Source organism: Curtobacterium sp. MCBD17_032 (assembly GCF_003234855.1).
Classification (GTDB): Bacteria; Actinomycetota; Actinomycetes; order Actinomycetales; family Microbacteriaceae; genus Curtobacterium.
This window is the reverse complement of sequence record NZ_QKTO01000002.1, coordinates 459,844-479,876: the sequence shown is the minus strand read 5'-3', so window position 1 is coordinate 479,876 and position 20,033 is coordinate 459,844. Positions and strand designations below refer to the sequence as shown.

The 20,033-nt window shown below is 72.0% G+C and carries 22 protein-coding genes and 1 riboswitch; of the genes, 13 read left to right on the top strand and 9 right to left on the bottom strand.

Annotated elements, in window-relative coordinates; all coding sequences use genetic code 11:
- Window positions 1-3: 3 nt before the first annotated feature.
- On the bottom strand, window positions 4-1,119 hold the full coding sequence (gcvT, locus tag DEI91_RS05310) for a glycine cleavage system aminomethyltransferase GcvT (protein ID WP_111051250.1): 1,116 nt from the start codon (window positions 1,117-1,119) through the stop codon (window positions 4-6).
- A gap of 177 nt (window positions 1,120-1,296) precedes the next feature.
- Window positions 1,297-1,413, bottom strand: a riboswitch (glycine riboswitch).
- Between the two features lie 151 nt (window positions 1,414-1,564).
- On the opposite strand from gcvT, the gene DEI91_RS05305 reads away from it, so the two are divergent.
- The 4 genes from DEI91_RS05305 (at window position 1,565) to DEI91_RS05290 (ending at window position 3,518) form a co-directional block, all read left to right on the top strand.
- Window positions 1,565-1,948, top strand: coding sequence for a BlaI/MecI/CopY family transcriptional regulator (locus tag DEI91_RS05305; RefSeq protein ID WP_111051332.1), 384 nt, complete (start codon window positions 1,565-1,567; stop codon window positions 1,946-1,948).
- A 12-nt stretch (window positions 1,949-1,960) separates the two neighbouring features.
- Window positions 1,961-2,698 (top strand): M56 family metallopeptidase, encoded by a 738-nt coding sequence (locus DEI91_RS05300; protein WP_111051249.1) that lies wholly within the window; start codon window positions 1,961-1,963, stop codon window positions 2,696-2,698.
- Between the two features lie 80 nt (window positions 2,699-2,778).
- Window positions 2,779-3,261 (top strand): FBP domain-containing protein, encoded by a 483-nt coding sequence (locus DEI91_RS05295; protein ID WP_181419408.1) that lies wholly within the window; start codon window positions 2,779-2,781, stop codon window positions 3,259-3,261.
- Entirely contained in the window at window positions 3,258-3,518 is a 261-nt protein-coding gene (locus tag DEI91_RS05290) for a hypothetical protein (protein WP_111051247.1), read from the top strand. Before DEI91_RS05295 ends, DEI91_RS05290 begins: the two co-directional genes overlap by 4 nt.
- An 11-nt stretch (window positions 3,519-3,529) precedes the next feature.
- On the opposite strand, the gene DEI91_RS05285 is transcribed toward DEI91_RS05290, so the two are convergent.
- A complete protein-coding gene (locus DEI91_RS05285; RefSeq protein WP_111051246.1) occupies window positions 3,530-4,414 on the bottom strand; it encodes a LysR substrate-binding domain-containing protein in 885 nt (294 codons plus the stop codon).
- Window positions 4,415-4,482: 68 nt separating this feature from the next.
- Between DEI91_RS05285 and DEI91_RS05280 the strand changes: the two genes are divergently transcribed.
- The 3 genes from DEI91_RS05280 to DEI91_RS05270 all read left to right on the top strand — a co-directional run bounded on the left by DEI91_RS05280 (window position 4,483) and on the right by DEI91_RS05270 (window position 6,320).
- The gene (locus DEI91_RS05280) at window positions 4,483-4,965 is read left to right on the top strand and encodes a GNAT family N-acetyltransferase (protein ID WP_111051245.1); all 483 of its coding nucleotides are present in this window, start codon (window positions 4,483-4,485) and stop codon (window positions 4,963-4,965) included.
- A 130-nt stretch (window positions 4,966-5,095) separates the two neighbouring features.
- Window positions 5,096-5,995 (top strand): SDR family oxidoreductase, encoded by a 900-nt coding sequence (locus DEI91_RS05275; protein ID WP_111051331.1) that lies wholly within the window; start codon window positions 5,096-5,098, stop codon window positions 5,993-5,995.
- A 118-nt stretch (window positions 5,996-6,113) separates the two neighbouring features.
- Window positions 6,114-6,320: a hypothetical protein gene (locus DEI91_RS05270; RefSeq protein ID WP_110823655.1), complete on the top strand. Its 207-nt coding sequence runs from the start codon at window positions 6,114-6,116 to the stop codon at window positions 6,318-6,320.
- 52 nt (window positions 6,321-6,372) lie between these two features.
- Here the strand turns inward: DEI91_RS05270 and DEI91_RS05265 are convergent, their stop codons facing one another.
- Window positions 6,373-7,560 carry a MalY/PatB family protein gene (locus DEI91_RS05265; RefSeq protein WP_258374301.1) on the bottom strand — a complete coding sequence of 396 codons (1,188 nt, stop codon included), beginning with the start codon at window positions 7,558-7,560 and terminating at the stop codon, window positions 6,373-6,375.
- Between the two features lie 201 nt (window positions 7,561-7,761).
- Here DEI91_RS05265 and DEI91_RS05260 point away from each other — a divergent pair, with 201 nt between their 5' ends.
- Window positions 7,762-8,538: an isocitrate lyase/phosphoenolpyruvate mutase family protein gene (locus DEI91_RS05260; RefSeq protein ID WP_111051243.1), complete on the top strand. Its 777-nt coding sequence runs from the start codon at window positions 7,762-7,764 to the stop codon at window positions 8,536-8,538.
- 89 nt (window positions 8,539-8,627) lie between these two features.
- Here the strand turns inward: DEI91_RS05260 and DEI91_RS05255 are convergent, their stop codons facing one another.
- Together DEI91_RS05255 and DEI91_RS05250 are read right to left on the bottom strand one after the other, a co-directional pair.
- On the bottom strand, window positions 8,628-10,532 hold the full coding sequence (locus tag DEI91_RS05255) for an amidase family protein (protein ID WP_111051242.1): 1,905 nt from the start codon (window positions 10,530-10,532) through the stop codon (window positions 8,628-8,630).
- On the bottom strand, window positions 10,529-11,356 hold the full coding sequence (locus DEI91_RS05250; RefSeq protein WP_111051241.1) for a cohesin domain-containing protein: 828 nt from the start codon (window positions 11,354-11,356) through the stop codon (window positions 10,529-10,531). Before DEI91_RS05250 ends, DEI91_RS05255 begins: the two co-directional genes overlap by 4 nt.
- A 143-nt stretch (window positions 11,357-11,499) precedes the next feature.
- Between DEI91_RS05250 and DEI91_RS05245 the strand changes: the two genes are divergently transcribed.
- Together DEI91_RS05245 and DEI91_RS05240 are read left to right on the top strand one after the other, a co-directional pair.
- Window positions 11,500-12,123, top strand: coding sequence for an HD domain-containing protein (locus DEI91_RS05245; RefSeq protein ID WP_111051240.1), 624 nt, complete (start codon window positions 11,500-11,502; stop codon window positions 12,121-12,123).
- A 253-nt stretch (window positions 12,124-12,376) separates the two neighbouring features.
- Window positions 12,377-12,664 (top strand): hypothetical protein, encoded by a 288-nt coding sequence (locus DEI91_RS05240; protein ID WP_111051239.1) that lies wholly within the window; start codon window positions 12,377-12,379, stop codon window positions 12,662-12,664.
- Between the two features lie 109 nt (window positions 12,665-12,773).
- Here the strand turns inward: DEI91_RS05240 and DEI91_RS05235 are convergent, their stop codons facing one another.
- Window positions 12,774-13,106 (bottom strand): hypothetical protein, encoded by a 333-nt coding sequence (locus tag DEI91_RS05235; RefSeq protein WP_111051238.1) that lies wholly within the window; start codon window positions 13,104-13,106, stop codon window positions 12,774-12,776.
- A gap of 405 nt (window positions 13,107-13,511) precedes the next feature.
- On the opposite strand from DEI91_RS05235, the gene DEI91_RS05230 reads away from it, so the two are divergent.
- The gene (locus DEI91_RS05230; protein WP_111051237.1) at window positions 13,512-14,909 is read left to right on the top strand and encodes a hypothetical protein; all 1,398 of its coding nucleotides are present in this window, start codon (window positions 13,512-13,514) and stop codon (window positions 14,907-14,909) included.
- A gap of 67 nt (window positions 14,910-14,976) precedes the next feature.
- Here the strand turns inward: DEI91_RS05230 and ychF are convergent, their stop codons facing one another.
- Together ychF and DEI91_RS05220 are read right to left on the bottom strand one after the other, a co-directional pair.
- Window positions 14,977-16,050, bottom strand: coding sequence for a redox-regulated ATPase YchF (gene ychF / locus DEI91_RS05225; protein WP_111051236.1), 1,074 nt, complete (start codon window positions 16,048-16,050; stop codon window positions 14,977-14,979).
- A 61-nt stretch (window positions 16,051-16,111) separates the two neighbouring features.
- Window positions 16,112-16,648 (bottom strand): hypothetical protein, encoded by a 537-nt coding sequence (locus DEI91_RS05220; RefSeq protein ID WP_111051235.1) that lies wholly within the window; start codon window positions 16,646-16,648, stop codon window positions 16,112-16,114.
- A 60-nt stretch (window positions 16,649-16,708) separates the two neighbouring features.
- Between DEI91_RS05220 and DEI91_RS05215 the strand changes: the two genes are divergently transcribed.
- Both DEI91_RS05215 and rmuC read left to right on the top strand, forming a co-directional pair.
- A complete protein-coding gene (locus tag DEI91_RS05215; RefSeq protein WP_111051330.1) occupies window positions 16,709-17,374 on the top strand; it encodes an exonuclease domain-containing protein in 666 nt (221 codons plus the stop codon).
- Between the two features lie 117 nt (window positions 17,375-17,491).
- Complete coding sequence (rmuC, locus tag DEI91_RS05210) at window positions 17,492-18,754, top strand: DNA recombination protein RmuC (RefSeq protein WP_111051234.1); 1,263 nt, start codon at window positions 17,492-17,494, stop codon at window positions 18,752-18,754.
- Window positions 18,755-18,950: 196 nt separating this feature from the next.
- Here rmuC and glpX read toward each other — a convergent pair whose 3' ends face one another.
- Window positions 18,951-19,940: a class II fructose-bisphosphatase gene (glpX, locus tag DEI91_RS05205; protein WP_111051233.1), complete on the bottom strand. Its 990-nt coding sequence runs from the start codon at window positions 19,938-19,940 to the stop codon at window positions 18,951-18,953.
- Between the last annotated feature and the right edge of the window lie 93 nt (window positions 19,941-20,033).

Here is a 20,033-nt window from a genome sequence, read left to right as displayed (position 1 = left end):
GGATCAGCCTTTCGAAGCGCGGCGGTAGAAGGGGAGCGCGGTCACGGTGCCGGGGATGGCGGTGCCGCGCACGTCGATGTGGAGGACCTGTCCCCCGTCGGCGCAGTCCGGGTCGACGAACGCCATCGCGACCGGGTGGCCGAGCGTCGGGGAGAGCGCCCCGGATGTCACGGTGCCGACGACGGCCCCGTCACGCAGGACGTCGTACCCGGCACGGGCGGCGCGGCGTCCGTCCATCACGATGCCGACGAGCACGCGGGCGTCGGGGGCGGGCTGGACGCCGGCGTCCCCGACGAAGGAGCCCGACGTGGCGACGACCCGGCCGAGACCGGCCTGCGCGGGTCGCACCGAGGTGTCGAGCTCGTGCCCGTAGAGCGGCATGCCCGCCTCGAGGCGCAGGGTGTCCCGCGCCGCGAGCCCGGCGGGCACGACCCCGCGCTCGGCTCCGGCGTCGAGCAGCGCGTCCCAGATCGCCGGGGCGACCTCGGTGTCGCTGTAGAGCTCGAAGCCGTCCTCGCCGGTGTAGCCGGTCCGGGCGATCAGCACCTCGCTGCCCTCGAACAGGGCGTGCAGGACGCGGTAGTAGCCGAGCTCGTCGAGCGGGGTCTCCGGCTGCAGGCGGTCCGCCACGACGAGGGCGTCGAGCGTGCCCGCCGCGGCCGGACCCTGGATCGCGACGAGGGCCGTCCGGTCGGAGTCGTCCGTGACGAGGACGTCGAAGCCGGCGGCGCGCTCCTGCATGGCCGCGACGGCGACGTCCCGGTTGCCGGCGTTCGCGACGACGAGGAAGACGTCGTCGCCGGTGCGGTACACGACGAGGTCGTCGAGGATGCCGCCCTCCGGGGTGAGGAGGAGCGAGTACTTCGCCCGGCCGACCGGCATCGCGCCGAACGTCCCGGCGAGCGCCGCGTCGAGGAACGTGACCGCATCCGGTCCCTGCACGCCGATCTCGGCCATGTGCGACAGGTCGAACACGCCCGCGGCCTGTCGCACGGCGTGGTGTTCGGCGAGGTCCGACGAGTACCGGACGGGCATGCGGTGACCGGCGAAGTCGGTGAAGGTCGCACCGGCGGCTTCGTGCGCGGCCTCGAGCGGCGACGGACGCAGTGGTTCGGACAAGACGGAGTCCTCCTGACATCGGCAGGGCCCGACGACCGTCGTCGGGTGCGGAACTCCCCCTCTGTCATGGGCCTGAGAGCTTCACCGCGGCCCGTGAGGTCCTGCGGCTTTCACCGTGGGCGAGACGTTCCGTCGTGGGATGCGCCCATGACGATCGCGTCTGCTTTCCAGAGTGGCCTGTCCGCTGCGGTGTTGGACCTGAGAGATTGGCGGGGAGCTTGCTCCTTCGGTGCCCGGGACCGGAGAGCATCGATGATGCGCTGCGATCCGGTCGGGCTCTCCCGCGGCGGGTGGTCGGCCGTCGTGTTCTGTTGTCCGGCGAGCATACCGAGCCCGCGTTACGGGCGTGTGTCGTGCTGCGCGTCCGCGGTCGCCCCGACCACCGGCCCGGTCGTCGGCGACGGGAGCACAGGTGGGCCGTTCGACATCACGTAGAGTGGTCGACGTGGCAGGACAGCGATCGCGCCCCCGGGGGCAGCTCGAGCAGGCGGTGCTCGACACGCTCTGGTCCGCCGACGCCTCGGGCGACGGACTCACTGCCCGCCAGGTCCTCGACGCCTTCGACGAGCCCCGGCCCGCCCTGACGACGGTGCTCACCGTGCTCGACCGGCTCGGTCGCAAGGGTGCGGTGCTGCGCGAGGAACACGCCGACGCTCCGCTGACCTTCCGTGCCGCGCACTCGCGCGAGGACCACACCGCGTCCCTCATGTCGACCGCGCTGGCCGCCGCGTCCGACCGTGAGGCCGCGCTCCTCCAGTTCACCGGTTCGCTCGCCTCGGGGGACCTCGAGGTGCTCCGCCGCGCGATCGACTCCCGCACCCGTCCCTGACCGGACCGACCCGTGGTCGTCACCGGCGTCTGCCTCGTCGTGCTCGCCCTGGCCGTGGTCGCGTTCGTACCGCGGGTGCTCACCCGAGCGGGGTGGACGATCGACCGCCCGCGGACGGCGATCGCCGCGTGGCAGGCCGCGGTCGTGGTCGGGACCGCCGGGTTCGTCGTCGGCATCGCACTCGTCGTGCTCGCGGACCGACCACTGGGCGACCCGTTCGGCATCGGCGACTCGCCGAGCCACGGGCTCAACGTGGGCGTCGCCGTCCTCGCCGTGGTGGCGTTCGCCGTCGCGGTCCGCGTCCGCCCGGGCCCCGAACACGAGGCCGTGCGCGAGGTGTTCCGCACCGGCGCCGCACCGCACCGGGAGGTCGACGGCACCCTCGTGGCGGTGCTGCAGGCCGACACCGCCCTGGCGTGTGCCGTGCCCGGCCGGTCCGGTGGGGTCCTCGTCAGCACCGGACTCGCGGACCGGCTGCGGACGGACGAACTGGAGGCCGTGGTCGCCCACGAGCGTGCCCACCTCCGGCAGCACCACGCGTCCGTCGTCGGCTTCGCCGAGTCGGTGGAACGGGCCGTCCCGTGGGTCCCGGGAGCGCGTGCGATGGCCCGCTCGACGCGCGTCCTGGTCGAGTTCGCCGCGGACGACGCCGCCGCGCGGCGGGTCGGCCGCGACGCGCTCCGACGGGCGGTCCTGGTGGCGGACGGAACCGGTGCGCTCGGCGCGGTCCGGGCCTCCCGGCTGTCCTGAAGCGGCCGGGAGGCCCGCGCTGCGTCCGGCTGTCGGCGCGCGGGGCTAGCCTGGTCCGGTCCGCCACCGCGAGGGGAACCGTGCAGCCGCTCACCGAATCCGACATCCGATCGTCCTTCGTCAACGCGACGCCCGACGAACTCGCGCAGCTCCCGATCCCGGGGTTGCACGAGACGTTGTGGAACGAGCGCGAGTACCTCGGCTGGCGTGACCCGCAGGCTGCCAGGCGGGGGTACATGGTGTCCTGGATGGACGGGAAGCCCGTCGGCATCGTCGTCCGCGCCGCGGGCGGCTCGCTCCGGCCGGGCATCGCGGCGATGTGCTCGTTCTGCCACTCCCCCCAGCCGGCGACGCAGGTGCGCCTGTTCTCCGCGGCCCGTGCCGGCGAGGCCGGACGGAACGGGAACACGATCGGCTCGTACATCTGCGAGGACCTCGGCTGCTCGATGCTCATCCGCACCGCGCCGCCGCACCTCAACCCGCCGGCGACCATCGCGATGCGGTCCGAGTCGCTGCTCGCGCGGCTGCACAACTTCACGGCCGACATCATGAAGACGGCGTGACCGCGGGCCGCTTCCGCACCGCACGGTGGGCCGTCGTCGAGGAGCTCGGGAACGGTCGCTGGCGCCTCACCGTCCGCGACGAGGCCGACGACGAGCTCGGGGCGTTCGGCCTCGGTGTCGAGGGACCGTGGGACCCCGACGTCGAGCCCCACGTGGCGTTCGTGCTCGTGCAGCTCGGACTCGCCCTGACCGGTGTCCGCCCGTGGCGCGAGGACGAGCTCGGCGACCAGCGCGCCCCGGTCCTGCCGCTCGGCTGACGCCGTCGGGGTCAGTCCGCGGCGGCGAAGTTGCGGAGGACCTCCCGGTCGTCGTCCACGCGGGACGCCCAGACGAGTTCGCTCCGGTGCGTGCTGCCCTCGAGCGGCAGGAGGACGACCGTCTCCGGGGCCGCGAGCGCCGCGCTCTCCGGCAGGACCGTGACCCCGAGGCCGACGCCGACCAGGTGCAGCACGGTCGCCCAGGTCGTGGCCTCCTGCACGATCACCGGCCGCCGGCCGCCGGCGGCCACGGGCGCGGTGTTCCGCTCGGTGGCGAGCGCTCCGGCCTCGGCGGGGAAGAACACGAACGGGTCGTCGAGCAGCTCCGATCCCCGGACGGTCGTCCGGCCGGCGAAGCGGTGGCCACGCGGCACCGCGGCGACGAACGGCTCCGTCCGGAACCGGGTGAAGCGCACGCCGTCGACCGGGTCCGGGTCCCGCACGACGGCCAGGTCGAGCTCCCCGCGCTGGACGGCGGTCACGAGCCTCGAGGAGAACCCCTCGGTGAGTTCGACGCGGACGAGGGGGAAGCGCTCCCGGAACCGCTGCACGCGCTCGATCGGTCCGAGGGGCAGCGCCGAGACGACGAACCCGACGTCGAGTCGGCCTGCCTCGCCCCGCCCGACCCGCACGGTCTCGTCGAGGTCCCGACGGGCCTGCGCCAGGAGCGACCGGGCCCGCCCCTGCAGCACCCGTCCGGCGGGCGTCAGGGCCACGCTGCGGGACGTACGGGCGAACAGGTCGACGCCGAGGGCGACCTCGACCCGGCGGATGAGCTGCGACAGCGCGGGCTGGGCGATGCCGAGGTCGACGGCGGCACGGCCGAAGTGCAGTTCGTCGGCGAGTGCCAGGAACGCCCGGAGGTGGCGGAGGTCGACCTCGGGAGTGCGATCCATGCTCCGATGCTATCGATCCGAACGAACGAGTATTGGACGTGACTGGTTCGGCGACCGAGGATGAGGGCATGCCCACCACCTCCCTGGTCGTCATCGACGACATGTCCTCCGCCGAGGACGCCGCCGCGTTCCGTTCGTTGAACGAGCGGTGGATCACGACGTTCTTCACGCTCGAGGACGAGGACCGCCGACTCCTCGGCGATCCCGTCCGGCACATCGTCGAGCCCGGCGGTGTCGTCCTCGTCGCCCGACTCGGCACCGACGTGGTCGGCTGCGTCGGGCTCGCCCCGCACGGTGCCGACGCGTTCGAGCTCGTGAAGATGGCCGTCGACCCGGACCACCAGGGACACGGCACCGGACGCCGGCTCATCCGCGCCGCGCTCGACCGCGCCCGGGACCTCGGCGCGCGCCGGGTGCTCCTCGAGACGAACAGTGCACTCGCGAGCGCGGTGCACCTGTACGAGACGACCGGGTTCCGGCACCTCGGCGCCGACGAGCACCCGCCGAGCCCGTACGTCCGGGCCGACGTGGCGATGGCGCTCGACCTCTGACGTCGGGCGGTCCGGTCGTCCGACCGACGTCCGGAACGCCGCTGTGTGCCGGGCCGCGGACGGCAGCGGCGCAGGCCGGAGCGCGCACCGGTCCACGGGCCTCCCGGCCGGTCCGCGTACGGTCCTCGGCATGCCACGCGACCAGTACGAGTACAGCGACCCGACCACCCGGTACCCGAACACCAGCCCGGAACCGCAGCAGCAGCCCGAGCCGGGCCTCGAATCCCGGATGGAACCGCAGCCGGACCACGGCGAGGACTCCTACCGCGGCACCGGGCGTCTCGCCGGGCGGCGCGCGCTCATCACCGGTGCCGACTCCGGCATCGGTGCGGCCGTGGCGATCGCCTACGCGCGCGAGGGCGCCGACGTCGCCCTCGCCTACCTGCCGGACGAGGAGGAGGACGCCCAGCGGATCGTCGCCCTCGTCGAGGCCGCCGGCCGCAAGGCCGTGACGATCCCCGGCGACCTCACGGCACCGAACTACCCCGCGGCCCTCGTCGAACGGGCGGTCGCCGAACTCGGCGGGCTCGACGCGATCGTCAGCTGCGCCGGCAAGCAGCACTGGCGCGCCGAGGTCACCGACATCCCGGACGACCAGCTCGTCGACACCTTCACCGTCAACGTCCTCTCGCTCTTCCGACTCGTGCAGGCGGCGTTGCCCCACCTGGAGCCCGGCTCGACGATCATCACCACCGCGTCGATGGAGGCGTACCAGCCCGCTCCGGACCGCCTCGACTACGCGGCCTCGAAGGCAGCCGTCAACAACTTCTCGAAGGGCCTCGCGCAGCAGCTCATCCCCCGCGGGATCCGCGTGAACGTCGTCGCACCCGGGCCGACCTGGTCGGTGCTCCAGGTGTCCGCGGGCGTCGACCCCGAGACCCTGCCGGACTTCGGGTCGAGTGAGTCGCCGATGGGCCGCCCCGGGCAACCCGCCGAGCTCGCTCCCGCGTACGTGTTCCTGGCGTCGCACGAGTCGAGCTTCGTCGCCGGCGAGACGCTCAACGTGAACGGCGGCATGGTCACGCCCTGACCCGTCCCGGTCGCCGTCGGGTCGAGGCGCTCCCCGCTCACGGGGGCGGTCCGGCTCCCGGGGGCGCTCCGGCGGCGCTCCGGGGGCGCTCCGGCGGTGCCGTTGCTACGCTTCGGGCATGGCGACGCACGAGGTCCAGGCCGTCCGCGAGCAGGGCATGTGGCAGGTGTTCATCGACGGGTTCCCCGTGACCGAGGTCCGCCGGTGGCCGTCCGTCGCCTTCGTGGCCCGCGAGTGGATCTCCCTCACCGACCAGGTCCCTTCCCGCGAGGTCGACCTGCACGTGACCGTCATCGGGCGCAACCACTTCGCGCCCGTCGCCTGAGCTCGGGTCACTCCGCGGCGGCCACCAGCTGCTGCGCTCGCCGGGGCTGCGGTCAGGCGACGTGCCAGACGACGCCCTCCTGCGCGCTCGACGGGTACGCCGCCGCGATGCGGAACACCGCCTCGCGCAGTGTCTCGGGCGAGCACGCCAGGTTGATCCGCGCGAACCCCCTCCCCTGCGCACCGAACGGCAGGCCGGAGTTGAGCGCCACGAACGCGTGCTCCCGGAGCTGTACCGCCGGGTCGTCTCCGAGGCCGAGCCCGCGGAAGTCGAGCCAGGCCAGGTACCCGGCCCGGGGCCGAGCGTAGACGACGCCGGGCAGGTGCTCGGCGAGCAGCTTCGCCAGCAGCCGGTCGTTCGCGACGATGCGGTCGACGACGTCGTCGAGCCAGTCGACGGCCAGGCTGAACGCCGCGACGTTCGCGTGCAGGCCGAGGATGCTCGTCCGGCAGGCCACCTCTTCCCACAGGGTGTCGAGGAGCTCGGCGGTCCGGGTGTCCCCCGCGACGATGACCGAGCACTTCACCCCCGCGAGGTTCCACCCCTTGCTCGCGCTCGTCACGCAGACGCTCCGCGCCCCGAGCGGCTCGGCGATGCTCGCGAACGGTGTGAACTGCACGCCGGGGTGCGTCAGCGGTGCGTGGATCTCGTCACTGATGACGAGGACGTCGTACCGCGCGGCGAGCTCCGCCAGGGCCACGAGGTCGTCCCGGTCGTGCACGAGCCCGATCGGGTTGTGCGGGTTGCACAGCAGGAACACCCGGATCCCGTCGGCGAACGCCCGCTCGAGGCCGTCGAGGTCGAGCCGGTACACGCCCCACCGTTCGGTGAGGGGCACCTCCTCGACCTGACATCGGGCTTCTTCCACCAGCTCGAAGAACGGCGGGTACACCGGCGGCGTGATCGCGACCCGTCCGCCGTCGGGCAGCGCCAGCCGGAGCGTCTCGACGATGCCGACGCTGACGTCCGTCGCCAGGTACACGCGTGCCGGATCGACGTCCCAGCCCCAGCGGTCCCGGGCGAACCCGGCGAACGCGGGCGCGAGCGGCCCGGGGCCGTCGAGGTACCCGAGGTCCGACTGCTGCACCCGCTCGACGAGGGCCTGCCGGATCTCCGGCGCGACCTCGTGGTCCATCTCGGCGACGAACAGGGGCAGCACGTCGGGCGCGTACCGCGTCCACTTGATGCTCGTGCGGACCCTGCGGAGCGTGCCGACCGGGTCCTGTTCGTCGCTCGCCATGCCGTCCAGCATGCCCCGACGGGAGGCCCGGCACGAGTCCGGACGTCATCTCGCGTCGTCTGCCGCCCAGCCGAGCCTCGGCCCCGCGGACTCCGCTCGCCCTCCGCGCCGCGAACACTGTCCGCCCAGCCGAGCCTCGGCCGCGCGCTTTCGCCCGGCCGACCTCGGCGGAGCGTGAGCGCACCGCCTACTGTCGGCACCATGACCACGAGCACCGCCGAGAAGGCGACGACCCTCAAGTCCCTGCACGAAGCCCCGCAGATCCTCCGTGTCGTGAACGTCTGGGACGCGATCAGCGCCAAGACGGTCGCGGCCCTGCCCGAGACGCGGGCGATCGCGACCGCGGGCCACTCGATCGCCGCATCGTACGGGTACGCGGACGGCGGCATGCCGCTCGACCTCGCCCTCGCCGGCGCGAAGACCGTCGTCGACGCGGTCGACCTGCCCGTGACGGCCGACCTCGACGACGGGTACGAGGACCCGGCCGAGACGATCCGCCGCGCGATCGGCCTCGGCGTCGTCGGCGCGAACGTCGAGGACCGCCTCCGGCCGTTCCACGAGGCCGTCGCCCGCGTCGCCGCCATCATGAAGGCCGCCGAGCAGGAGGGCGTCGAATTCCAGCTGAACGCCCGCACCGACGCCATCGCCCGCGGCGGCGACCGCCCGATCGCGGAGAGCATCGCCGACGCGATCGCCCGCGGGAGGGCCTTCCTCGACGCCGGCGCTCCGCTCGTGTTCGTGCCCGGCGGCCACCAGCGCGAGGTCGTCGAACAGCTCGTCGAGGGCCTGGGCCGCGGCAAGCTCAGCGTCATCGGCCTGCCGGGTGCGCTGCCGGCGTCGGAGTACGAGGCCCTCGGTGTCGCCCGCATCTCCTACGGTCCGCTCACGCAGCGCGTCGCCCTGCGCGCGCTCCGCGACCTCGCCGCGGACCTCTACCTCGGTGGCGTCGTGCCGGAGGACACCCCGACGCTCAACTGACCCGACGACGGACGGGAGGCCCGGGTACCAGCTGGTACCCGGGCCTCCCGTCCGACACGTGGTCACCACCGTGACCCCGTGTCGTGGACTCAGCCGAGCGCCGGGTACAGCGCCGGGCTGGTGCGGGCGTGGGTCGCCTGCTCGAACCCGTAGCCGAGGCCGATGACGGTGCCCTCGTCGAAGGACCGGCCGAGGAACTCGAGGTTGACGCCGGCACCGGTGATCGTGGCGTCCGCCGCGGTGGCCTGCCCCATCGGGACGGTCACGGCCGGCATGCCCGTGTTCGGGCTGAGGCGCATGTTCGTGCCCTGCGTGCCGTACGGCGTGCCCGACGGGTAGACGAGCGCGTCGAGGTCCTGCGCGTCCATCATGCCGGTGACGACCTGCTTGCCGGTCGCGATCTGGGTCGTGTGCGACCCCTGCGGGCCAGCCCAGGCCTGGTACTGCGCCTCGGTGACCGCGTTCCGCTGCTCGTAGGTGCCCTTCCGGCTCGGGACGTACCGGCCCGAGTCGAGGATCCCCTGCAGCGAGCGGGCGGTGACGTCCGGGTCGAGGTGCTTCGCCACGTACTGGTCCAGGTCGTGCTTGAACTCGTTCGTGCTGCCGCTGCCCTCGCTGAGGACCCGGTTGAACTCGGTCGTCGTGGTGATCGGCACGACGGTCGCGCCCTGGGCCTCGAGCGTCGCCCGGGCCTCGGCGAACAGCCGCACGGTGGTGCGGTTCGTGCCGACCATCGACGTGACGTAGCCGATCCGCTTGCCCTGCAGCGCCGTCGGGTCGAGGAACTGCGTGTACGAGGTCGGCACCTTGCCCGCCTGGCCCTGCGTCACCGGGTCTGCCGCGTCGATGCCGGTGACGGCGTCGAGCGCCACGGCGGCGTCGGTCACCGACCGGGCGAGGGGGCCGCCGGTGTCCTGGGACAGCGCGAGCGGGATGATGCCGTCGCGGCTCGCGAGCCCGACCGTCGGCCGGATGCCGACGAGCTGGTTGTACGACGACGGGACGCGGATCGAGCCGCCGGTGTCGGTGCCGAAGCCGATGCCCGCCAGGTTCGCCGCGATCGCCGCACCCGTGCCACCGCTGGACCCGCCGGCGGTCTGCGTCGTGACGTACGGGCTCGCGACGAGGAGCGACGACCCCGCCGGCTGGTTCGAGGAGAACTCCGACACGAAGCCGAAGGCGAGCTCGTCGAGGCTCGCCTTGGCGAGGACGACCGCTCCGGCGTCGCGGAGCCCGGCGACCATGGCGGCGTCGGTCGTGGTCTGGTTGCCGTCCCAGCAGCCGCAGCCGCCGGTGGTCGGCATGTCCTTCGTGTCGTAGTTGTCCTTGAGCGCGATCGGGACGCCGAGGAGCATGCTCGTCATCCCGTGGGCGGCACGCTCGGCGTCGGCGGCCTCCGCAGCCGCGATCGCCCCCGCGTTGGTCGTGACGATCGAGTTGAGCGGCCGTCCGCCGGCGCCGGTGTCCGTGGTGGTCCGGTCGTAGGCGGCGATGCGGTCGAGGTAGTCCTGGGTGATCTCGACCGAGGTCGTCACCCCGGCGTTCATCGCGGCCTGCATGTCGAGCGTGGAGGCCTCGACGAGCGTGAACGGACCGTCGTCGTGGATCATCCGCTGGGACAGTCCGGCGAGGTCCCGCAGCGTGATGGCGCCGTCCGCGTCGGTGTCCGCGACCGACACGGTGGACCAGTCCGGGTCCGTGGCGGTCGCACCGAGGTGGTCGGACAGGACGGTGAGGTCGGCCGCCGTGACCTGGTCGTCGCCGGTCAGGTCGAGCGCCGTGTAGTACGGCGCGAGCATGGCGGCGGGACTCGCGTCGACCGCTGCCGGTGCGGCGTTGGCGGCGAGGGACGGGGTCGTGACGACGGCGGTGCCGACGAGGGCCAGGAGCGCGGCCCCGGCGACGGTGGTGCGACGACGGCGGGTCACGGGGGTTCCTCCGGGGGTTCGGGTCGAGGTGGCGTCGGTCGCCTGGGTGCGGCGGGTGGCGGTCATCGGGCGTCCTCCGCAGCGGCGGCACGGGAGGCGCGGCGACGGGCCACGACGAGGCCTCCGCCTGCGAGCAGCAGGGCGACGCTCACGGCGATCCAGGGAGCGAGGTCGGCCCCGGTCCAGGCGAGGGCACCGCCGGCGGGCGCTGGCGAGGTGTCGGTCACCGGGTCGACGGACCCGCCGGTCCCGCTCCCGCTGCCACCGCCGGTTCCGCCCGGGGCGGCCGTCGGGTCCGCCGTCGGTGCGCCGGTGGGGCCGGTGGTCGGCGTCGGGCTCGGCGTCGGGACCGCTGCGATCCTCACGGTCGTCGAGGCCGGGTCGGTCAGGGTCGTGGTGCTGCCGTCGGCGGCGACCAGGGTCACGCTCGTGATCGCGAGGTCCACCGTGGCGGGGCTCGTCGCGGTCAGGTCGAAGGAGGCGGCGAGGTCGCCGGACACCGCGGGTGATGTCCCGAGGCGGGTGTGCAGGAGCGAGACGGTGTCACCGTCCTGCTCGAGCGCGTCGAACCCGCCGTCCGGGCCGGTGGCGCTGCCGTCGACGACCTGCACCGCGTCGGCGTCCGCCGCGACGTCGATCTGGTAGGCGAAGACGTCGGACGTGGCGGGCAGGGTCAGGGCGACCTCGATGGAGTCACCGACCGTCGCCGTCGCCGGCGCGGTGATCGTGGCCGTCGTGGCGACCGGGGCCGCTGCGGCCGGCGACACGGTGAGGAGGGCGAGGCCGACACCACCGGTGGCGATGACGGCGGTGCGGATCGTGGTGGCCAGGCGGGAGGTGGTGGTCGGGCGGGTGGTGGTGCGGGAGCGGAGCCGTGTGCGGTGCTGCATCCGTGCGGGTCCTTCGTCGGGGTTCGGGCTGAACGCTTGCTCAGTGCTCGAACCGTAACGACGGGGTGTTTCGCGCTCGGGCCCGGTCGGTTTCCCCCGTGTTACGCCTGCCGGGCGGCTGCCGCGGGCGCTACCGTGCGGTCATGGCCCTGGACACCGACGCCCTGCTGACACCGCCCACGGACACCGCGGCGCGGGCCCTCGACGTCGTGCGGGCATGGTCGACCCCGGCCCTCGTGTCCCACTGCCTCCGGTCCTGGGCGTGGGCGACGTTGCTCGCTCCGACGATCGACCTCGAGCCCGACCCGGAGCTGCTGTTCGTGGCGACGATGCTCCACGACCTCGGGGTCGCACCGCACTTCGACGCGGTCACCGTCCCGTTCGAGGTCGCCGGCGGCGCGGTGGGCAGCGTGTTCGCCACGGGTGCCGGGTGGCCCGCCGCTCGCGCATCCCGCGTCGCCGAGGTCGTCGAACGGCACATGTGGCCGTCGGTCGACCCGGCGGTGGACGTCGAGGGGCACCTGCTCGAGGTCGCGACGTCCCTCGACGTCTCCGGCGTCGGGATGGAGCGCTGGCAGGAGGACGACCTCCGCGCCGTCACCGCAGCACTCCCCCGGCATGGCTTCTCGGACGCGTTCGACGCCCTCGTCGCGGACCAGGCCGGGCGCAAGCCGGACTCGGCGGCTGCGCGACTGGACCGCTCCGGGAACGTGCGACTGGGCGGCGAGCGCTGGGCGGGCCTCCTGGCCGGCGGTGCCGGGAGCTGACGCCGGACTGGACAGACGGACGCATGCGGAGTAGTGTCCTCATTTGGTGCATTGCAGCGAACCCATCTGACTCGCGCACACCGACCGTCTCGAACCGATCCCCTCGGATCGCATTCCAGCGAGACCACCGCTCCCCGACCGGCGAGCACAGCACGTCGAATGTCGACGTGCGCGTCCGCGCTCCCGCAGCCGACGAGACCACCGAGTCCGTCCGGCCCCGCGCGACGCCGAACGACTGCAGGAAGACAGCACCATGACCACGAACGAACGCACCATCATCACGGGGACCGCCATCGCGGCTCCCACCGTCTCCCCCGACCGCATCGCCGAGTTCCCCGTGCGCGAGGACCGCTCGCAGCGCGAGTACCTCGTCCGCATGCCGGCCGACGACCTCGGGCTGTTCCTGACGCCCGGCGTCCGCGTCGCCGTCGACGGCGAAGCGGGCTGGGTCGTCCCGGGCCGCTCCTGGCGCGGCGAGGCCAGCCGGACCATCCTCCAGGCACGTGCCGTGCGCGCGCCGGAGCTGGCACTGGCCGCCTGAGCCGTGTGGCGGGTCCGCCCGCCGGAGCTCGACACGGAACGCCGTCCCTCCGGGGGCGGCGTTCCGTCGTTCCCGGCGGCGCCGCACGCGGTCGCCTGCCGGGGCGTCGTCAGACGTCTTCGGCAGCGCCGACGAAGGGGGTCCGGCCGTCGGCGTTCACCGGGAGCATGTCGCCGCACCGCGCGGCTGCGTCACGGAGTCGTCGGATGAACGCCGGGTCCTCCGGCTCCAAGAGGTCGTCCGGCGCCTCGCGCAGCAACAGCTCGCTGGACGGACCGACCAGCATCGTCGTCCGCTCGAGTGCGCCGTCGTCCCCGACGCACGGCACCGCGATCGTGTCCGTCCTGGTGTTCGCGCCGAGTACGGCTGCGTAGTCGGCGACGGCGTCGGCGATGAGGTCCCCGGTGAGGACGTCAGCGCCGTCGTAGTGGATGTACTTCACGATGTGCCCTCCCTGCCCACCACGGTAGGCACCCGGGTTCCGGGAGTGGCACAGGGTGAGGGGGTGGACGCGGGCAATGGACATCCGGTGCCGCCCGCGGGTGCGCGATCCTGTCACGGATCCCTCCGACGACGCAGCCCGGGAGGCTCGATGCCTTCCGAGCGCACCGCTCGCGTGATCCGGCTGGCCCGTCGCGACGTCGGATCGACCGTCGAGGTGCTGACCGAGGCCGCGGGTCTGAGCGAGCACACGCCGCCCGCGGCTGTCAGTTGTTGAAGCGGAACTCCACCACGTCACGCAACAGATGAACATCAGCGGGCGGTCCGAAACTACTCGGTGCACGACATTGCCGCGGGCGCAACGTCGCCAGCATCTCAGAGCATCGCTACTGGGTAACGTTCAGTAGTGACCTTCAAAGCTCAGATCGAACCCTCCGTCCTGCAAATGGGGCAGCCGTTCACCGTTACCGTCAACGATGCGCCGCAGTGGTCCAACAAGACCATCACCGTTCAGATTGAGTCGAGCGACGACATCGAACCCCTGACGGCGGTGATGTCCTTCACGATGGAGGTCGGGGCCGACGGCACGGGAAGCTGGCACCACGCTTCCGGATTCGAGATCGAACGCGAATGCGTCGTCTTCGTTTCTGCGGCCGGAACCACCCCATCACCGTCCGATCTCGCGTCGCCACAAAGTCCGCTCGCGCCAGAATTCACGCATCCCGAGTTCGTGTCGCTGACTGCATTGAACTCACCAAGCACGGCGAGTGACAGAGTCGCCGGTTTGTACCTCGACCTGCAAAAACGCAGGGAGGCGCGGTACGGACAGCCGCTCGGCACACCCGGACAGGGCACCCCGTTCCGCGCGGCCGTTTTGGTCGAAGGGCTTCTGATTACTCAGCCGATCCAGACCACGCACGGTACCGTGCACCCGCAGGCGCTAGATGTCTACGACGGCGACGTCCGCGACATTATCAATGCCTCCCTCGAGAAACTCGGATGGCCGGGTCGCGTCAACGACGAAGCGTGGGATCAACGACTGCACCGTCAAGACTTTGCGCTGTTCGAGTTCCCGAATATCTGGGCCTCGGACGAATCTGAGGCCGACAGTCTTGCGATGGCCGAAACAGACAGGCTCGTCCTCACCCTTGCGTACCTACGGTATGCAGCACCTCGACCTATCCTGATTGCACTCGAGAGCTTCACACCGCAGCAGATCCGCTTCCGAAGCCTCCGCGCTGTTTACACCGGAAATCTTCTCGGAGGATGGATGGGTGGCGAGAGCTCTCGCGAGCTCCTCCGCGTCGGCGGAGCCCTTGCCACGTCGCCGAAGGTTGAACTCTACGTCAACCTGTATCTCGAAGCCCGACGCGAGAAGCAGGAGGATTCTCGCTACTTCAAGCTGTGGGCCGTTCTTGAGACCATTGCGATCAACGAGATCGCCGCGGGCGCGAAGGTGTTACTCGACAATGGTACCCAGTGGCCGAACGGGGGCACTACTAGCCAAGCAGCCCCCCGCGTTTTCGAGCTCGTCAGATCAGCCGGCCTCCCCGGACGCCAGTGGCCCGACGCCGGCGACCTCTACGACTTTGTTCGCAGCGTTTACGGACGACGGAACGCCACCGCTCATTACGGGCGTTTCGTGCCGGCGGACCCCGCCCAACAGACGCAGACTCAGTGGTATCCGTGGGCTATCAGGACACTCTCGGCCGAGAGCGGGCACCCAGGATGGCTATGGGAGCTCGATAACGTCGTTCACGAGATAATTGGCTCCCAGATCGCCAAGATTGCGACGGTTCTCTGATCGACACGCCCGGGAGCGGCGACAGCCAGCTTTACCTCGACAATCGCAAATCTGCGGGAAAGCGCTACTAGTTGTTGAAGCGGAACTCCACCACGTCGCCGTCCTGCATGACGTAGTCCTTGCCCTCGATGCGGGCCTTGCCCTGCGCGCGGGCTTCGGCGATGGAGCCGGTGGCGATGAGGTCGTCGAACGAGATGACCTCCGCCTTGATGAAGCCCTTCTCGAAGTCCGTGTGGATGACGCCGGCAGCCTGGGGTGCCTTCCACCCCTTGCCGATCGTCCAGGCACGGGACTCCTTCGGACCGGCCGTCAGGTACGTCTGCAGCCCGAGGGTCTCGAACCCGATGCGGGCGAGCTGGTCGAGGCCGGACTCCGTCTGACCGGTCGATTCGAGGAGCTCGGCGGCGTCCGCCGGGTCGAGGTCGATGAGCTCGGACTCCACCTGGGCATCGAGGAACACCGCGTTCGCCGGGGCGACGAGGGCGGCGAGTTCGGCCTTGCGGGCCTCGTCGGTCAGGATCGCCTCGTCGACGTTGAACACGAAGATGAAGGGCTTGGCGCTGAGCAGCCCGAGCTCCTTGATCGGCTCGAGGTCGATCGAGGTGGCGGAGAGCAGCACGCCCTTCTCGAGCTCGGCACGGGCCTGACGAGCGGTCTCGAGCACGATCGGCTCGGCCTGCTTCAGCTTGAGCATCTTCTCGTACCGCGGGAGCGCCTTGCCGATGGTCTCCATGTCGGCGAGGATCAGCTCGGTGTTGATGACCTCGAGGTCGTCCGCCGGCGAGACCTTGTTCGCCACGTGCACGACGTCGTCGTCGGTGAACCCGCGGACGACCTGCGCGATGGCGTCGGCTTCGCGGATGTTGGCGAGGAACTTGTTGCCGAGCCCTTCACCTTCGCTCGCGCCCTTGACGATGCCGGCGATGTCGACGAACGACACCGGCGCGGGCACGGTCTTCTCCGAGCCGAACAGCTCCGCGAGCTGGTCGAGGCGCGGGTCCGGCAGGTTCACCACCCCGACGTTCGGCTCGATGGTGGCGAACGGGTAGTTGGCCGCGAGCACCTGGTTCTTGGTCAGGGCGTTGAACAGGGTCGACTTGCCGACGTTCGGGAGACCGACGATTCCGATGGTGAGAGCCACGGGAGCACAGCCTACCGGCGGCGGCGTGACGGGGCCGACCCGGGCCTCCCGACCGGTCGCGTCAGCGGGCGCGGACCGCCCGCTCGACGAGCTCGAGGACGTCGGACTGGAGGCGCTGGGAGCGACGCCAGTCACCGGGGACCTCGAGCGCGTGGTCGGCTCCGTCGACGGTGACGAGCTGCGCCCGGGTCCGCGGGACGCGCTCCGGCCGCCACATCGGATCGGCGGAGCCGCCGACCGCGACGTGTCCGTCGCCGACCGCGGCGAGCGCGTCCCGCACCGCGTCCTCGGTGAGCACCGGGGTCAGCCAGACGCCCGGGACGCCGTTCGCCACCGCCCACGGGAGGAGGGAGCACCCGAAGGACTTGGCGACGACGAGGTCGGGCAGACGGCCTGCGAGCACGGTCTCGACGTGCTGCGTGACGAAGCCGACCGGATCGGCACGGGCAGGATCGTCGACCGTCCACACGGGGGCGAGCACCTCGCAGCCGGACTGACGTGCGATGGCCGTCGACCAGCGGAGGAGTGGTGCCTGCTGCCCGTACCCCGCCCCCGCGAGGACGAGGACGAGCGGGGCGCGTGCCGGTCCGGTCTCCATCGCCACAGCGTACGAGCAGCCCGACCCGCCGCCGGCACCACGCCGCGTCCGGTTCCGGTGATGTCGGATCCCCGTGCGACGATCGAGGACGTGTTGAACTTCACCGCGATCGACTTCGAGACCGCGAACAACTCGCCCGCCAGCGCGTGTTCCGTGGGTCTCGTCAAGGTGCGCGGCGGCCGCGTCGTGGAACGGGCCTCCTGGTTCATCCGACCGCCCGCCGGGCACGACGCGTTCCTTGAGTGGAACACGCGGATCCACGGCATCGTCGAGTCGGACGTGACGCACGCGAAGACGTGGGAGCAGCAGTACCCGGACCTCGTCGCGTTCGCCGAGGGGGACGTGCTCGTCGCGCACAACGCCCGCTTCGACATGGGCGTCATCGCCGGTGGGTGCGCTGCGACCGGCATCGACATCGCCGAGCATCACTCGATGTGCTCGCTGGCGGTCGCGCGGAAGACGTACACGCTTGACTCGTACCGCCTGCCGGTCGCCGCGACGGCAGCGGGGTTCTCGGGCTTCCAGCACCACGACGCGGCCGCCGACGCCGAGGCGTGTGCCGCCATCGTCGTGCACGCAGCGGGCTTCCACGGTGTCCCGACGGTCGAGGCGCTCGGCGCGGTCACCCGGGTCACGATCAACCCGGTGCGCGCCCGCGTCGAGAAGCCGAAGACGACGACGCCGCAGCCGCGGCTGTCCCGCCGACCGATGGTCTTCTCGGACTGACGTCCGACGGCACGGTCCGGTCCGACGGCACGGTCCGGTCCGTCGGGCGGCTCGCCGCCGGCCGGCTCGCCGCCGGCCGGGAGGCCCGGTGTCGGTGGGACCTGCCAGGGTCGCGTCATGCAGATCCTCGCCCTGGTCATCGGTCTCGTGATCGGCATCGCCGTCGGCGCCGTGGTGGCATGGTCGCTCGCCCGTTCCCGGGCCGGGGTGGACGCCGCGACCGCGCACGCGACGGCGGACGGCCTCCGCTCGCAGCTCGACGCAGCCCGGCGCGACGCCGAGGAGCGGCTCGACGCGCAGGACGCGCAGTACCGCCGGCAGGTCGACTCCCTCGAGCGCCGGACCGCCGAGCTCGAGCACCTCGTGCAGCGCATGCACGGCGCCGAGTCGAACCGCGCGCAGGACGAGTCGAAGGTGCTGTCCGCGCTCAGCCCCGTCGCCGACACGTTGCAGGTCATGCGGGAGAAGATCGCCGAACTCGAGCGCTCCCGGAGCGAGCAGTACGGTGCCCTCTCCGCGCAACTCCGGTCGGCCGCCGAGTCCGAGGAACGCCTCCGCGCCACGGCCGAGACCCTCGCGAGCGCACTGTCGTCGAACAGCACGCGCGGGGTGTGGGGTGAGACGCAGTTGCGGAACGTGGTCGAGGCCGCGGGGTTGCTCGAGCGGGTGGACTTCGACGTGCAGTCGTCGGTGACCACCACGGCGGGGGCTGCTCGACCGGACATGATCGTGCACCTGCCCGGCGGGAAGTCCATCGCCGTCGACGCCAAGGTGCCGTTCGCCGCGTACCTGCAGGCGATGGACATACCGACGTCGGCGACCGGGGCGGAGGGTGCACGGCGTGAGCAGCTCATGGCGCAGCACGTCCGGGCGCTCCGGGCGCACGTCGACGCCCTCGCCGCCCGGGAGTACTGGTCGGGCTACGACGCCTCCCCCGAGCTGACCGTGGCGTTCATCCCGTCGGAGTCCCTCATCGCGAGCGCCCTCGCCGCCGACCCGGGCCTGCTCGACCACGCGTTCCGCAAGCGGGTGGCGCTGGCCTCACCCGTGACGCTGTGGTCGGTGCTGAAGACGGTCGCGTTCTCGTGGCAGCAGGACGTCGTCACGCAGGAGGCCCGCGAGCTGTTCCGGGTCTCGCGCGAGCTGCACGGGCGGCTGTCGACGATGGCGGGGCATGTGGACAAGCTCGGCCGGTCGATCCGCGGCGCCGTCGTCGACTACAACCGGTTCGTTGGGTCGCTCGAGCGGCAGGTGCTCCCGAGTGCCCGGCGGCTGTCGTTGCTCGACGAGTCGAAGGTCATCGCGGACCCGACGTCGATCGAGGACGAGCCGCGGTTGCTGACGGCGCCGGAGCTCGTCGCGAGCACCGAGCGCGACTGAGCGGCGACCGCGCTCGTCCTCGCCCCGCTCGCCTGGCGCCGTCGGGACCGGCACAAGAAGAACCCGCTCGAACCACGGGATGACGTGGTTCGAGCGGGTTCTCGTTGTGCGGGTCCGCGGGGCACCACGGCCGGGCCGGGCCGGGCCGGGTCGGGCGCGGGCCGGGCCGGGTCGGGCGCGGCCGCGGGTCAGCGGATCAGAACCACTTCTCGGCGCGGTGGTCCGCCTGGATACGGCGGATCGTGTTCGAGCGGGACCGCAGCACGAGCGAGTCGGTGTGGATGACGCCGCGCGAACGGCGAACACCGTCGACGAGGACCCCGTCGGTGACACCGGTCGCGACGAAGAACGTGTTGTCGCCCGTGACGAGGTCGTCCTGGTCGAGCACCTTGTCGAGGTCGTGGCCGGCTGCGATGGCCCGCTCGCGCTCCTCGTCGTCCTTCGGCTGGAGCTTGCCGAGGATCACGCCGTCGAGCGCCTTGATCGCGCACGCGGTGATGATGCCCTCGGGCGTCCCACCGACACCGACGCACATGTCGATGTTCGACCCGGGCAGCGCGGCCGCGATGCCGCCGGCGACGTCACCGTCGAGCAGCAGTCGGGTGCCGGCGCCGGTCGCGCGGATCTGGCGGATGAGTTCGTCGTGGCGCGGGCGGTCGAGGACGGCGACGACCATGTCCTCGAGGTCCTTGCCCTTCGCCTTCGCGAGCGCACGGATGTTCTCGCCGATCGGCTTCTCGAGGTCCAGGACGCCTCGGCCCTCGGGTCCGGCGGCGATCTTGTCCATGTAGAACACGGCGGACGGGTCGTACATGGAGCCGCGGTCGGACACGGCCATGACGGAGATGGCGTTCTGGCGGCCGGCCGCGGTCAGCGAGGTGCCGTCGATCGGGTCGACCGCGATGTCGCACGCCGGGCCGTGGCCGTTGCCCACGTGCTCGCCGTTGTAGAGCATCGGCGCGTTGTCCTTCTCGCCCTCGCCGATGACGACCACGCCGTCGAAGTTCACCGTGCCGAGGAACTTGCGCATGGCGTCGACCGCGGCGCCGTCGGCGAGGTTCTTCTCGCCACGGCCGACCCACGGCTGTGCCCGGATCGCGGCGGCCTCCGTCGCACGCACGAGCTCGAGCGCCAGGTTGCGGTCGGGCTGGAGGAACAGGGAGCCGGTCTCAGTCGTGGGAGTCACGACCCGAGCCTACCGACCGCCACCTCCCCGGCCTTCCTGCGCGCACGGATGTGCACACCGTGCCCCGTCCACAGACCGCCGACACATCCACCG